Genomic DNA, 12,297 nt, shown 5'->3' with positions numbered 1-12,297 from the left:
CGCCCACAACTCATCGGGCACCAACCGCAACGACAACCGATCAACCACGATCCAAGATCATGACACGACCATCAACGCCACGTGAGACGTGGTCTAAGACCTGCCGGGGGACCGGTGTCAGCGCAACACGCCGCCCGCCGAGCGACCTCGAAGCGCCGGTGCGCCGGTGCATACCCTCGTACCACAAGCCTTCGTTCAGGCATGGAAGCGAAGAAGATCATGCGCGACTTGGCACGCTGGGGGGTTGCGTTGCGGGCGGCGTGTCACGCTGAGGCCGGTCCCCTGGCAACTCTTGGGACCCGAGTGATGTGGTCCCGCTGCTTAGTGTCCCCGGCTTCATCCAAGACCTGCGTGCGCAAAGAGCGCTTTGAGTCCGTGGTCCCTCTTCTGCCGTCAAGCTGCGTAGACCAATCTCAAGAGCATGCCAATGGAACTGTGCGGCGGTGTCCGTAGCTGCGCGCCGGGTAGCCGAAGAGGGCACCGATCAGCAGTGCCGATCCCGCCGGCAGTCCCCACCCCGTCGCTTCGAACACCCGTGCCCTCCCGTGGATTGCGCTCGGCACCCGTGGGTAACCGCTCTGCATGAGGATCGTCGTGACCGGCGCGACCGGCAACGTGGGCACCGCACTGCTGCGCAGGCTCGCCGCCGAGCCGGACGTCCGGGTGCACGGCATCTCCCGTCGTCAGCCTGAGCCCAAGCCGCCCTACGACGTCGAGTGGACGCCGTTGGACCTCTCCCGCAGTGGGGCGGAACAGCCGTTGGCGGACGTGCTGCGCGGTGCGGACGCGGTGGTGCACTTGGCGTGGCGGATCCAGCCGAGCCACGACGAGGCCGAGCTGTACCGGGCGAACGTGGCCGGCAGTGAGCGGGTGTTCGCTGCGGCTTGCGAGGCCGGGGTGCCGCACTTGGTGCACATGTCGTCGGTGGGTGCGTACTCGCCGGCGGCCAAGGACCACACCGTGGACGAGAGCTGGCCGACCGGCGGCCTGTCGAACTCGTACTACAGCCGGCACAAGGCCGCCGTCGAACGGCAGCTCGATCAGGTCGAGCGCAACCACCCCGGGCTGACGGTGTCACGGGTGCGGCCCGCGCTGATCCTGCAACCGGGCGCGGCGGCGGAGATCAAGCGGTACTTCCTCGGTCCGTTGGTGCCTTCCGTGTTGTTCCGGGTGAACCTGCCGGTGCTGCCGCTGCCGAAGACCATGGTGTTGCAGTTCGTGCACGCCGACGACGTGGCGGACGCCGTGGCGATGGTGGTGAAGCGCAAGCTGCCCGGTGCGTTCAACCTGGCTTCCGAGCCGGTCATCACCCCGCAGGTGCTGGCGGAAGTCATGCGCAGCAGGCACGTTCCGGTCCCGCCGTTCGTCCTTCGTGGACTGGCGCGCGTCACGTGGAAACTGCGCCTGCAACCGACCTCGCACGGCTGGGTCGACCTCGCCCTCACCACGCCGCTGCTGAACGCGTCGCGGGCCCGGGACGAACTCGGCTGGACGCCCCGCCACGACGCCCGCGAGGCGCTGCGTTCGCTGCTGGACGGCATCGGTCGTCGCGAGGGTGTGTCCGCCAGTCCGCCGCTCAAGCCGTAGCGCGGGTCGCCGCCCCGAACCCGGTTCGTCCCCGTTCGGATGAAAAACTCGACCGGTGTTTTCCGGCGGGCACAAGGGGAACCGGGTGCCCCGGCCGGTGTGCGTCCGGGCACGGGGCGTCGGCTTCGCGGATTGGTCCTAGAACAGCTTCGCCCAGCCCATGATCTGGGCCACGACGAAGCCGAGCACCATCAGGGTCAGGATCGTCACGATCACCAAGGCGACGATGTTGCGGCTTCGCGGCGGTATGGGCTGGTCGGGGGACACGCCGGAGGTCTGGCCGGAATCGGGCGGGGTGTCGCCGGGCGCGACGCCGCCGCCGGGTTCGAGGCCGGGGGTCTGGGCCGGATCCGGGTCCGGAGGGGTGGCTGTCATGCCTGACCGGGTACCCGTCCGGGCCAGTGTGAAGCACGGGCGGTCGGGGTAGACACAAGCATGAGCGGCGTTCAAGACGAGTTGCTGCGCACCTTGGTCAAGGTGGCCAAGGCGCTGCGCGAGCAAGGTATCCCGTTCGCACTCACGGGTGGGTGCGCGGTCTACGCGCGGGGTGGTCCGGCGACCGAGCACGACGTGGACCTCCTGGTACGCGAGGAGGACGCCAAACCCGCGGTGAGTGCGCTGGTGGCGGCCGGGATGCGGGCGGCAGACGCCCCCGAGGACTGGCTTCTGAAGGTCTACGACGGTGATTCGCTGGTCGACCTGCTGTTCCGCCCGAACGAGCTGCCGGTGACCGAGGAGACGCTGGCCCGCGCCGAGGAACTGGCGGTCGGTTCGGTGACGCTGCCGGTGATGCCCGCGACCGACGTGATGGTCAGCAAGCTCCTCGTGCTGGACGGCCACCGCTGCGACTTCAGCGAGCTGCTGCCCTTCGCCCGTGCGTTACGAGAGCAGATCGACTGGTCGCGCGTGATCGAGGCGACCTCCCATTCCCCGTACGCCGAGGCGTTCCTGGTGCTGACCGAACGCCTGGACATCAGGAGCACGCCATGACCGCTGAGCAGTACCTGGCCGCCCGACTCCGCCGGGCGCTGGCCGAGGACCCCCGCACCACCGAGCTGGGGGTGCGGGTGACCGTGCGCGGCGACAACGTGCTGCTGTCCGGCGACGTGGCCTGCGCCGAGCGCCGGGACGAGCTGGAGGCGGTGATCCACGACGTCGCACCGGAACTGACCGTGCTGGACGACGTGAAGGTCGTGCCGGTGGGTGAACCCGTCGGCAGGGAGGAGTTGCGATGATCCGCGTCGCGGCGGTGGGGGACGTGCACCTCGGCGAGGACGCACGGGGCCGGTTGCGGCCCGCGCTGGAGAAGGTCGGCGAGCACGCCGACGTGCTGCTGCTGGCGGGCGACCTGACCAGGCACGGCACGGTGACCGAGGCGCGGGTCGTGGCGGAGGAGTTCGGCGGCCTGCCGGTGCCGGTGGTGGCGGTGCTGGGCAACCACGACCACCACGACGACAAGCCGGCCGAGGTCACGCAGGTGTTGCGGGACGCGGGCATCACCGTGCTGGAGGGCGAGACCGCCAGCTTCGACATCGACGGCCACACGCTGGGTGTCGCGGGCGTGAAGGGGTTCGGGGGCGGGTTCGCCGGGAAGTGCGGCAGCGCGTTCGGCGAGCCGGAGATGAAGGCGTTCATCCACCACACGATGGGGATCGCCGAACGCCTGGAAGGTGCACTCCGCAGCCTGGACACGGACGTAAAGGTGGCGTTGACGCACTACGCCCCGGTACCCGACACGCTGCGTGGCGAGCCGCCGGAGATCTACCCGTTCCTCGGCTCCTACCTGCTCGGCGAGGCGATCGACGCGACCGGCACGGACCTCGCCGTGCACGGCCACGCGCACTTCGGCGTCGAGCACGGCATGACGCCGGGTGGCGTGCGAGTGCGCAACGTCGCGCAGCCCATCATCCGCTCCGCGTTCACCGTGTACTGCGTCGAACCCGCTGTCCACGTCGAACCCGCTGTCGTGGAGGTGTGACATGACGGAAGCCAAGTCGTCGGGTCCGTCCGTGGTGTGGGAGGGACCGACCGACGCCCCTGTGGTGCTCGTGCTCGATCCCTCGGGTGCCGCACCGCACGGCGACCTGCCCGCCACGTGGCGGCCCTTGACCGAGCACCTTCGGATCGTGTGGTGCCGGCTGCCGGTGACGGACGAGCCGCTGCACGAGGTGGAGTCGGTGCTGGCCGACCTGGCGGGCCGCGACGTGCACCTGGTGGCGGGTGCCGCGGCCGGCGCGGACGTCGGCGACATCGCCAACCGTTACCGGGACCAGGTGCGTTCGGTGCAGACCTTCGCCGCGCCACTGCCGCTCGGTCACCCGGACGTGGTGCTCGCGGTGCTGGAGAAGCTGCTGGCGCAGGACGTGGTGACGTCCGACGTGGGCCTGGACATCACCCGGAACGACCCGCCGAAGAGTTCACTGCTGGGTGACGCCGCCACCGCTTTGTGGCAGTCGGTGTACCAGTTGTCGGAGAGCCTCAAGCGGGGCTGACCACCCGAACGGTCGAGCCCGAACGTGGTCGAGCCCCCGATCTCGGAGGAGACGGGGGCTCGATTGCTGTTCGGGCTCGACTGCTGTCTCGACTGCTGTTCGGGTGAATCGACCTGAGCACCGGTGTTCCGGTACAGCAGCTCGAGTCCGCCGGTGTGCGGAACACCGGCGGACTCGGCGGAGCAACGGCCTCAAGCGGCGCCGAGGGGCGGGCCGGGGCGCGGGAGCGGAGGGTGTGACCAGCTCCGTCGCCGCGGGCCCCGGCCCGCCCTCGTGCTCATCGGATCGCGTCGCCCGGCTTGCCGCCGTCGGGCAGGTCGTGGCGGGTCTCGCCGGCCTGCGGAGGCCGGGTCACGTCACCGCGCCAGGCGCCCGTCTCCCTGCCCCGGTCCTCGATGAAGGTCTTGAACCGGTCCAGGTCCGCCTTGATGCGGTGCTCGACCACGCCCAGCGCGGTGCCGGCCTTCTCGGTCAGCGTCTGCGGGTCGTACTCCATCTGGAGGTGGACCCGCGTGGCCGTGTCGTTCAGGCGGTGGAACGTCACCACGCCGCCCTGCGGAGGACCGTCGACGGTGTGCCAGGCGACTCGCTCGTCCGGGTGCTGTTCCGTGATCTCGGCGTCGAACTCCCGTTGCACGCCACCGATCTTGGTCACCCAGTGGGTCCGGGTCGCGGTGAGCTGGGTGATGCTCTCCACGCCTTCCATGAAGCGCGGGAACGACTCGAACTGGGTCCACTGGTTGTAGGCGGTGGTGACCGGGACCTCGACGTCCACGGACTTCTCGATCGTCGTCACTGAAAACAACCTCTCCTCGTGTCGAGTTCGTAGGTTGAGTACCCCGCCGCCGGCGATCCACACATGGGTGACAGTGAGTAGCGTTTCCCCCGGATGCGTTTGCGAGCCCGCTTCTCGGATAAGTCTCCTCTGTGGACCAGTACCCCCAGGCCGTGCTGTTCGACCGCGACGGCACGCTCATCCGTGATGTGCCGTACAACGGCGACCCCTCCCTCGTCACACTTATGCCGGGTGCCTTGGAAACGGTCCGCGAGCTGCGCGCGCAGGGTGTCCGAACCGGAGTCGTGAGCAACCAGTCCGGCATCGGGCGCGGCCTGCTGTCCTGGGAGGACGTCGCCGCGGTCAACGCGCGGGTGGAGCAGTTGCTCGGGCGTTTCGGCACGTGGCAGCTCTGCCCGCACCACCCCGACGACGGCTGCGCCTGCCGCAAGCCGCAGCCGGGTCTGGTGCTGGCCGCGTGCGAGGCGCTGGACGTGGAGCCGTCACGGACCGTGGTCATCGGCGACATCGGGGCGGACGTGGACGCGGCCCGGGCCGCCGGCGCGTCCTCCGTGCTCGTGCCGACGCCCCGGACGCTGCGCGCGGAGATCGACCAGGCCCCTTGTGTGGCAAAGGATCTTGCCGGGGCGCTGGAGGCGATCCGATGAGTCCTTTGAGGATCCTGGTGGCCCGCTTGGACAGCGATGGCGACGTGCTGCTGGCGGGCCCGGCGGTGCGCGCCGCCGCCGCGTCCGGTGAGGTCGTGCTGCTGTGCGGGCACAACGGGGCACAGGCGGCCGGGCTCCTGCCCGGTGTGCAGCGGATCGTGCGGTGGGACTGCCCGTGGATCATGTCACCGCCGCCGGAGGTGCGCACCCCGGACATCGAGGGGATCGTGGCGCTGCTGAAGGGGATCCGGGCGGACGTGGCGCTGGTCCTCACCTCGTTCCACCAGAGCCCGCTGCCGTTGGCGCTGCTGCTGCGGCTCGCGGGCGTGCCCCGGATCGTGGCCCGTTCCACCGACTACCCCGGTTCGCTGCTGGACGTCCGGCTGCGCGACGACCCGTCCGTGCCGGAGTCCGAGCGGGCGCTGAGCGTGGCGCGGGCGGCCGGGTTCGAGCTGCCGCCGGGTGACGACGGTCGGCTTTCCGTTGTGCCGCCGCCGGAATCACCTGTTACCTCCCCTTATGTCGTGATTCACCCCGGTGCCTCGGTGCCCGCGCGGGCGTGGTCGCCGGACCGCTGCGCCGAGGCCGCGCGAGCGCTCTCCGACGCGGGGCACCGGGTCGTGGTGACCGGGGGACCGGGGGAGACGGCGTTGACCGCGCACGTCGCCGGAACGCACGCGCTGGACCTCGGCGGACGCACGACGTTCGCGGAGCTGGCCGGGGTGCTGGCTGGTGCGGAAGTCGTCGTCGTGGGCAACACCGGTCCCGCGCACCTGGCTGTCGCCGTGGGTACGCCGGTGGTGTCGTTGTTCGCGCCCGTCGTGCCCGCCGAACGCTGGGCCCCGCACGGGCGGCATGTCCTGTTGGGCGACCAGAACGCGCCGTGCGCCGGGTCACGGGCGCGCGAGTGCCCCGTGCCCGGCCACCCGTGCCTGGACCGGGTCACCCCGGCCGAGGTGGTCGCCGCCGTGGCCGAACTTGTGGGAGTGCGGACGTGAAGGTGTTGCTGTGGCACGTGCACGGGTCGTGGACGAACGCGTTCGTCCGGGGCGGACACGACTACCTGCTGCCGGCCCCGCCGGACGGCGTGGGGCTGGCCGGCCGCGACTGGCCCGCCGCGCGTGAGGTGCCGCTGTCCGAAGTGGAGGCCGATGTCGCCGTGGTGCAGCGGGTGGAAGAACTTTCCCGGGTGCCGCAGGGAATTCCGGTGATCTACCTGGAGCACAACACGCCGGCGGCGCCGAATCAGCGGCACCCCATGGCCGACTGGCCAGGCCTGCTGGTGCACGTCACGCACTTCAACGACCTGATGTGGGACTGCGGCACCACGCGGACCGTCGTGGTCGAGCACGGAGTCGTCGACCCCGGCCACCTCTACACCGGGGAACTGGACAGGGCGGCGGTCGTGGTCAACGAGCCGGTTCGCCGGGGCCGGGTTGTGGGTACAGACCTGTTGGCGCGGTTCGCGTCGGTGGCGCCGCTCGACCTCTACGGGATGGGTACCGAAGAACTCGGCGGCCACGGCGACCACCCGCTGGCCGAACTGCACCCGGAGCTGGGGCGACGCCGCCTCTACCTGCACCCGGTGCGCTGGACGTCGCTGGGTCTGTCGCTGATCGAGGCGATGCACCTGGGCATGCCGGTGGTGGCGCTCGCCTGCACGGAGGCGGTGCGCGCGGTGCCCCCGGAGGCGGGTGTGGTGTCCACCGACGTGGACGAACTGGCCCGCGGCATGGCCGCGCTCATCGCCGACCCGGCGCTGGCGCACGAGAACGGCAAGCACGCCAGGGAGTTCGCCCTGGCTCGGTATGGGCTCGACGCGTTCCTGCGTAACTGGGACAGGTTGTTGGCGGAGGTGGGTTCATGAGGATCGCGATGGTGTCCGAACACGCGAGCCCGTTGGCGGCACTCGGCGGTGTGGACGCGGGCGGTCAGAACGTGCACGTGGCGGACTTGTCGGCCGCGCTGGTCAGATTGCGGCACGAGGTCACGGTCTACACCCGGCGCGACGACCCGGACCTCCCCGAACGAGTGCGCACCGGCCAGGGCTACGACGTGGTGCACGTGCCCGCCGGGCCGGCCGAGTCGGTGCCCAAGGACGAACTGCTGCCCTACATGGGCGACTTCGCCCAGTACCTGCGGGAGCGGTGGCGGACCGAGGCCCCGGACGTGGTGCACGGGCACTTCTGGATGTCCGGTCTGGCCTCCGTGCTCGCCGCCCGCAACCTGAACGTGCCGGTGGTGCAGACGTTCCACGCGCTGGGCGTGGTCAAGCGGCGGTACCAGGGCAGCGCCGACACCAGCCCGCCGGAGCGGGTGACCACCGAGCGGCTGATCGGTCGCGAGGTGGACCGGGTCGCGGCGACCTGCGGCGACGAGGTGTTCGAGCTGATCCGGATGGGCGTGCCGCGGTCGCGGATCTCGGTGGTGCCGTGCGGGGTGGACCCCCGGCTGTTCCGGCCGGACGGCGGGAAGGACCGGCCCCGGCTGTCGCACCGGCTGGTCGCGGTGGGTCGCCTGGTGCCGCGCAAGGGCTTCGTGGATGTGATCACCGCGCTGCGGTCGCTGCCGGACACCGAGCTGGTGGTCGCGGGCGGTGCGGCGGACGTGAAGTCCGACCCGGAGGCCCGGCGGCTGCTCGACCACGCGCGGGCGATGGGCGTGCTGGAGCGGGTCCGGCTGGCGGGCCAGGTGTCCCGGCGGGCCATGCCCGCCCTGCTCAGGTCGGCCGACGTCGTGGTGTGCGTGCCGTGGTACGAGCCGTTCGGGATCGTGCCGCTGGAGGCCATGGCCTGCGGTGTGCCGGTGGTGGCCTCCGCGGTGGGCGGGCTGACCGACACCGTCGTGGACGGGGTGACCGGCTCGCTGGTGCCGCCGCGTGACCCGATCGCGCTGGCCAGGTCCCTGCGGTCGCTGCTGGCGGACCCCGGGCGGCGCGAGGCGTACGGGCTGGCCGGCACGGACCGGGTGCAGGCCCGGTACACCTGGGACCGCATCGCCGAGGACACCGAGCGGACGTACCTGAAGGCCGGCGTGAAACCGACCTCGGCCGTCGCTGTGGGAGGTGGGCTGTGAGCATCGAGCAACACCTGAGCGGGTTGGCGGAGTCGCTGGCCGGGCTGCGCGCCCAAGCGCCCCGGATCACCCGGTGGGGCGGGCTGCTGGCACGCCGGCTGTCCGAGGGCGGCCGGCTGCTCGCGGCGGGCAACGGCGGTTCGGCGGCGGAGGCGCAGCACCTCACCGCCGAACTGGTGGGGCGTTTCCGGGACGACCGCGCGCCGTTCTCGGCGATCGCGCTGTGCTCGGAGACCTCCAGCGTGACCGCGATCGGCAACGACTACGGGTACGACCAGGTGTTCGCCCGCCAGGTCACCGCGCACGCCCGCCCCGGCGACGTGGTGGTGCTGCTGTCCACCAGCGGCAAGAGCCCGAACCTGCTGGAGGCGGCACGTGCCGGGCGTGCGGCGGGTGCCCGGGTGTGGGCGTTCACCGGTCCCGCGCCCAACCCGTTGGCCGCCGAGGCGGAGGAGGCGCTGGCGCTGCCCGGCGAGCCGGCCAACGTGCAGGAAGCCCAGCTGGTGGCCGTGCACGCGCTGTGCAAGGCGTTCGAGGCAGCCCTGCCCGCTGCGTCCCGGAGGGTCTCGTGAAGCTCGCGGTGGTGGGGGACTCGCTGCTCGACATCGACATCGAGGGCACCGCCGACCGGCTGTGCCCGGACGCGCCCGCACCGGTGCTCGACGTGCGGGCCGAGCACGTCCGACCCGGCGGCGCGGGGCTGGCCGCCGCGCTGGCCCAGCGGGACGGCGTCGACGTGACGCTGGTGACCGCCGTGGCGGACGACGCCGACGGCGTGCGACTGCGGGACGCGCTGGCCGGGGTGCCGGCGGTGTTCGGCCCGTCGCCGGCGGCCACCTCCGTGAAGGCGCGGCTGCGCAGCGGCGGGCACTCCATCGCCCGGATGGACCGGGGCGGTGGGCGCGGGAAGCCCCGGGCGACCGACGAGATGCTGGACGCGGTGCGCGACGCCGACCTGGTGCTGGTCTCCGACTACGGCCGCGGGCTGGCGGACGACGACCGGCTGCGGGCCGTGCTCGCCCGCCGCCCGGTGGTGTGGGATCCGCACCCGCGCGGTCCCGCCCCGACGCCCGACGCACGGCTGGTGACGCCCAACCGCAGCGAGGCGGACCGGTTCAGCGGCGAGCACGACGCGGCGGACGCCGCGCGGTCGCTGCGGGACCGCTGGTCGGCCCGTGCGGTCGTGGTGACCCTGGGGGCCGAAGGAGCGTTACTCGACACGGGCGGCACGCCGGTCGCGGTGCCGGCACGGCAGGTCGCGGTGGTCGACCCGTGCGGGGCGGGGGACCGGTTCGCGGTCACCGCCGCCGCGCGGCTCATGGCGGGCTCGCCGGTGGACGAGGCAGTCGCCGCCGCGGTCGCTTCGGCCGCCGAATTCCTGGCCAAGGGCGGTGCTTCGGGCTTCCGCCCCGATCCTGTGTCCACAGTGGACTCCACTCGGGCGCGCGGCGGGGTGGTGGTGGCGACCGGAGGGTGCTTCGACCTGCTGCACGCCGGTCACGTGCGGACGCTCGAAGCGGCCCGCGCGCTGGGGGACTGCCTGGTGGTGTGCCTGAACTCCGACGAGTCCGTGCGGCGGCTCAAGGGCCCGGACCGGCCGGTGACCCGGCAGCACGACCGGGCCGAGGTGCTGCGCGCGCTGGGCTGCGTGGACGAGGTCGTGGTGTTCGGCGAGGACACCCCGGAGCGGGTGCTCGCCGAGCTGCGGCCGGACATCTGGGTGAAGGGCGGCGACTACCGCGCCGAATCCCTGCCCGAGGCCGGCCTGGTGCGCAGCTGGGGCGGCCGGACCGTCGTCGTGCCCTACCACCGGGGCCGGTCGACCACACAACTGCTGGCGAGGAGGAGCTGAATGCCCGGACAGGTGCTGGTGACGGGTGGAGCGTCCGGACTGGGCGCGGCCGTGGTGCACGCCGTCCACGAGCTCGGCGGGCGACCGCTGGTGCTGGACAAGGCCGCGCCCACGTCGGACGAGGTGGCCGACTTCGAGTCGGTCGACCTCAGCGACACCAGGGCGGCGGAGAACGCGGTCCGGGCGATCGCGGACCGCAACGGCGGCCTGCGGGCCGTGGTGACGGCGGCGGGCACGGACGCGTGCGGCCGGCTGGACGAGGTGTCCGCGACCGACTGGGAACGCGTCGTGATGGTGAACCTGCTCGGCACGGCGGCCGTGGTGCGCGCCGCGCTGCCGTACCTGGACGGCGGGCGGGTGGTGACCATCGCGTCCACGCTCGGCATCAAGGCCGTCAGCGACGCGACCGCCTACTGCGCCTCGAAGTTCGGTGTCGTCGGGTTCACCCGGGCGCTGGCGGCCGAGACGGCGGGGCGGGTGGGCGTGACGCTGGTGATCCCCGGTGGAATGCGCACGCACTTCTTCGACGACCGCGCCGAGCAGTACCGGCCGGCCGACGACAGCAGGCTCAACCCGCCCGAGCACGTCGCCGACGCGATCCTGTTCGCCCTGCGCCAGCCGCCGGGGTGCGAGGTGCGGGAACTCGTCGTCGCGCACAGCGAGGAGGGGTCGTGGCCGTAGCATCGCGGTTGGACACCGGCCGGGCGTTCGCGAAGGTCCTGTTGCCCACGCTGGCGAAGGGCGTGATCGTCCGCCGCCGGTCGGCGATGGCGATGGCGGAGTGGACGCAGGCGGACGCGGCGGCGGTGGACACCATGACGTCGTTGCGGGACCGGTACGGCCCGGAGCCGCTGCGGCTGCGGGTCACCGGGCGCAGCGTCGCGCTGGTGTTCGACGCGGACGACGTGGCGCGGCTGCTCGACGGGTCGCCGGAGCCGTTCGCCCTGGCCACCACGGAGAAGCGCGCGGCGCTGAACTACTTCCAGCCGCACGGCGTGCTCGCCTCGCGGGGCGAGGAGCGGGAGCGGCGCAGGCGGTTCAACGAGAAGGCGCTGCGGCCGGGCAACGTCGACGTCGGGTCGGTGGTCCGGGACGAGGCGGACCTGCTGGTGCGCCACGTGACGAGCACCGGGGTGCTCACCTGGGACTCGTTCGCGCAGACCTGGTGGCGGGCGGTGCGGCGGATCGTGCTCGGGTCCGGCGCACGGGCCGACGAGGCGCTGACCGACGAGCTGAAGGTGTTGCGGCAGAACGCCAACTGGGCTTTCCTGCACCCGCGCCGGCACGGCGTGCGGCAGCGGTTCGAACGGCGGCTGCGCGACCACCTGGAACGCGGCGAGACGGGCAGCCTGGCCGCCGTGGCGACGCCGGACGAGCTGGTCGGGCAGGTGCCGCACTGGCTGTTCGCGTTCGACGCGGCCGGCATCGTGACCATGCGGGCGCTGGCGATCGGCGGTTCCGGTGCGGCCGGCGTGCTGGAGTCGGCACGGCTGTGGCCGACCACGCCGGTGATCCTGCGGGAGAGCACCCTGGCGACCAGGTGGCACGGCACGTGGCTGCCCGAGAAGACCACGTTCGTCGTGTTCACGCCGTACTTCCACCGGCAGTTCGGGGACGCCTACCGGCCTGACCTGTGGCCGAACTCGGAACCGGCGCTGGTGCCGTTCAGCGGTGGTCCGGGGGTGTGCCCGGGACGCGACCTGGTGCTGGTCAGTGCCGGTCTGATGCTGGACACCCTCCGCGAGCACCTGGACGTGCCGGTGCTCCGGCCGCCGTTGCCCGCCACGCTGAACCACTTCGCGCTGCGGCTCCCGGCCGCTCGCAGGTAGGACACCGGTTCGATCGATC

15 protein-coding genes are annotated in these 12,297 nt (G+C 72.2%); 13 read left to right on the top strand and 2 right to left on the bottom strand.

Going from position 1 to position 12,297, the window contains the following annotated elements; all coding sequences use genetic code 11:
- The first annotated feature begins 582 nt into the window (after positions 1-582).
- Complete coding sequence (locus FHS29_RS33780; protein WP_184698306.1) at positions 583-1,587, top strand: NAD-dependent epimerase/dehydratase family protein; 1,005 nt, start codon at positions 583-585, stop codon at positions 1,585-1,587.
- Between the two features lie 138 nt (positions 1,588-1,725).
- On the opposite strand, the gene FHS29_RS33775 is transcribed toward FHS29_RS33780, so the two are convergent.
- The gene (locus tag FHS29_RS33775; protein ID WP_184698304.1) at positions 1,726-1,962 is read right to left on the bottom strand and encodes a DUF6480 family protein; all 237 of its coding nucleotides are present in this window, start codon (positions 1,960-1,962) and stop codon (positions 1,726-1,728) included.
- Between the two features lie 60 nt (positions 1,963-2,022).
- Between FHS29_RS33775 and FHS29_RS33770 the strand changes: the two genes are divergently transcribed.
- Genes FHS29_RS33770 through FHS29_RS33755 form a run of 4 tightly spaced genes read left to right on the top strand, consistent with a single transcriptional unit; the run spans position 2,023 to position 4,079 of the window.
- Positions 2,023-2,577, top strand: coding sequence for a nucleotidyltransferase (locus tag FHS29_RS33770; protein ID WP_184698302.1), 555 nt, complete (start codon positions 2,023-2,025; stop codon positions 2,575-2,577).
- Positions 2,574-2,822: a BON domain-containing protein gene (locus FHS29_RS33765; protein WP_184698301.1), complete on the top strand. Its 249-nt coding sequence runs from the start codon at positions 2,574-2,576 to the stop codon at positions 2,820-2,822. The genes FHS29_RS33770 and FHS29_RS33765 overlap by 4 nt, the downstream gene beginning before the upstream one ends.
- Entirely contained in the window at positions 2,819-3,565 is a 747-nt protein-coding gene (locus FHS29_RS33760) for a metallophosphoesterase family protein (RefSeq protein WP_184698299.1), read from the top strand. The genes FHS29_RS33765 and FHS29_RS33760 overlap by 4 nt, the downstream gene beginning before the upstream one ends.
- 1 nt (position 3,566) lies before the next feature.
- The gene (locus FHS29_RS33755; protein WP_184698297.1) at positions 3,567-4,079 is read left to right on the top strand and encodes a hypothetical protein; all 513 of its coding nucleotides are present in this window, start codon (positions 3,567-3,569) and stop codon (positions 4,077-4,079) included.
- A gap of 277 nt (positions 4,080-4,356) precedes the next feature.
- Here the strand turns inward: FHS29_RS33755 and FHS29_RS33750 are convergent, their stop codons facing one another.
- Positions 4,357-4,875 carry an SRPBCC family protein gene (locus FHS29_RS33750; protein ID WP_184698295.1) on the bottom strand — a complete coding sequence of 173 codons (519 nt, stop codon included), beginning with the start codon at positions 4,873-4,875 and terminating at the stop codon, positions 4,357-4,359.
- A 131-nt stretch (positions 4,876-5,006) separates the two neighbouring features.
- On the opposite strand from FHS29_RS33750, the gene FHS29_RS33745 reads away from it, so the two are divergent.
- The 8 genes from FHS29_RS33745 to FHS29_RS33710 are packed head-to-tail and all read left to right on the top strand — an operon-like array spanning position 5,007 to position 12,278.
- Positions 5,007-5,522, top strand: coding sequence for a D-glycero-alpha-D-manno-heptose-1,7-bisphosphate 7-phosphatase (locus FHS29_RS33745; protein ID WP_184698293.1), 516 nt, complete (start codon positions 5,007-5,009; stop codon positions 5,520-5,522).
- A complete protein-coding gene (locus FHS29_RS33740; protein WP_221457076.1) occupies positions 5,519-6,520 on the top strand; it encodes a glycosyltransferase family 9 protein in 1,002 nt (333 codons plus the stop codon). The genes FHS29_RS33745 and FHS29_RS33740 overlap by 4 nt, the downstream gene beginning before the upstream one ends.
- Positions 6,517-7,389 (top strand): glycosyltransferase, encoded by an 873-nt coding sequence (locus FHS29_RS33735; RefSeq protein ID WP_184698291.1) that lies wholly within the window; start codon positions 6,517-6,519, stop codon positions 7,387-7,389. Before FHS29_RS33740 ends, FHS29_RS33735 begins: the two co-directional genes overlap by 4 nt.
- Positions 7,386-8,597, top strand: a complete 1,212-nt coding sequence (locus tag FHS29_RS33730; RefSeq protein ID WP_184698289.1) for a glycosyltransferase — start codon at positions 7,386-7,388, stop codon at positions 8,595-8,597. The genes FHS29_RS33735 and FHS29_RS33730 overlap by 4 nt, the downstream gene beginning before the upstream one ends.
- 2 nt (positions 8,598-8,599) lie before the next feature.
- Positions 8,600-9,169, top strand: a complete 570-nt coding sequence (locus FHS29_RS37350; RefSeq protein ID WP_312865217.1) for a D-sedoheptulose-7-phosphate isomerase — start codon at positions 8,600-8,602, stop codon at positions 9,167-9,169.
- The gene (gene rfaE2, locus FHS29_RS33720) at positions 9,166-10,449 is read left to right on the top strand and encodes a D-glycero-beta-D-manno-heptose 1-phosphate adenylyltransferase (protein WP_184698285.1); all 1,284 of its coding nucleotides are present in this window, start codon (positions 9,166-9,168) and stop codon (positions 10,447-10,449) included. Before FHS29_RS37350 ends, rfaE2 begins: the two co-directional genes overlap by 4 nt.
- Complete coding sequence (locus FHS29_RS33715; RefSeq protein ID WP_184698283.1) at positions 10,450-11,130, top strand: SDR family oxidoreductase; 681 nt, start codon at positions 10,450-10,452, stop codon at positions 11,128-11,130.
- Positions 11,121-12,278, top strand: coding sequence for a cytochrome P450 family protein (locus tag FHS29_RS33710; RefSeq protein ID WP_184698281.1), 1,158 nt, complete (start codon positions 11,121-11,123; stop codon positions 12,276-12,278). Before FHS29_RS33715 ends, FHS29_RS33710 begins: the two co-directional genes overlap by 10 nt.
- Positions 12,279-12,297: the final 19 nt, after the last annotated feature.

Source organism: Saccharothrix tamanrassetensis, assembly GCF_014203665.1.
GTDB lineage: Bacteria > Actinomycetota > Actinomycetes > Mycobacteriales > Pseudonocardiaceae > Actinosynnema > Actinosynnema tamanrassetense.
The sequence above is the reverse complement of the archived record's forward strand: the minus strand, read 5'-3'. Positions and strand labels throughout refer to the sequence as shown.

What these genes read in the sequence shown, in the direction of transcription:
- FHS29_RS33780 (WP_184698306.1), top strand. Translation starts at nt 583, where the DNA reads ATGAGGATCGTCGTGACCGGCGCGACCGGCAACGTGGGCACCGCACTG.
- FHS29_RS33775 (WP_184698304.1), bottom strand. Translation starts at nt 1,962, where the DNA reads ATGACAGCCACCCCTCCGGACCCGGATCCGGCCCAGACCCCCGGCCTC.
- FHS29_RS33770 (WP_184698302.1), top strand. Translation starts at nt 2,023, where the DNA reads ATGAGCGGCGTTCAAGACGAGTTGCTGCGCACCTTGGTCAAGGTGGCC.
- FHS29_RS33765 (WP_184698301.1), top strand. Translation starts at nt 2,574, where the DNA reads ATGACCGCTGAGCAGTACCTGGCCGCCCGACTCCGCCGGGCGCTGGCC.
- FHS29_RS33760 (WP_184698299.1), top strand. Translation starts at nt 2,819, where the DNA reads ATGATCCGCGTCGCGGCGGTGGGGGACGTGCACCTCGGCGAGGACGCA.
- FHS29_RS33755 (WP_184698297.1), top strand. Translation starts at nt 3,567, where the DNA reads ATGACGGAAGCCAAGTCGTCGGGTCCGTCCGTGGTGTGGGAGGGACCG.
- FHS29_RS33740 (WP_221457076.1), top strand. Translation starts at nt 5,519, where the DNA reads ATGAGTCCTTTGAGGATCCTGGTGGCCCGCTTGGACAGCGATGGCGAC.
- FHS29_RS33730 (WP_184698289.1), top strand. Translation starts at nt 7,386, where the DNA reads ATGAGGATCGCGATGGTGTCCGAACACGCGAGCCCGTTGGCGGCACTC.
- FHS29_RS33715 (WP_184698283.1), top strand. Translation starts at nt 10,450, where the DNA reads ATGCCCGGACAGGTGCTGGTGACGGGTGGAGCGTCCGGACTGGGCGCG.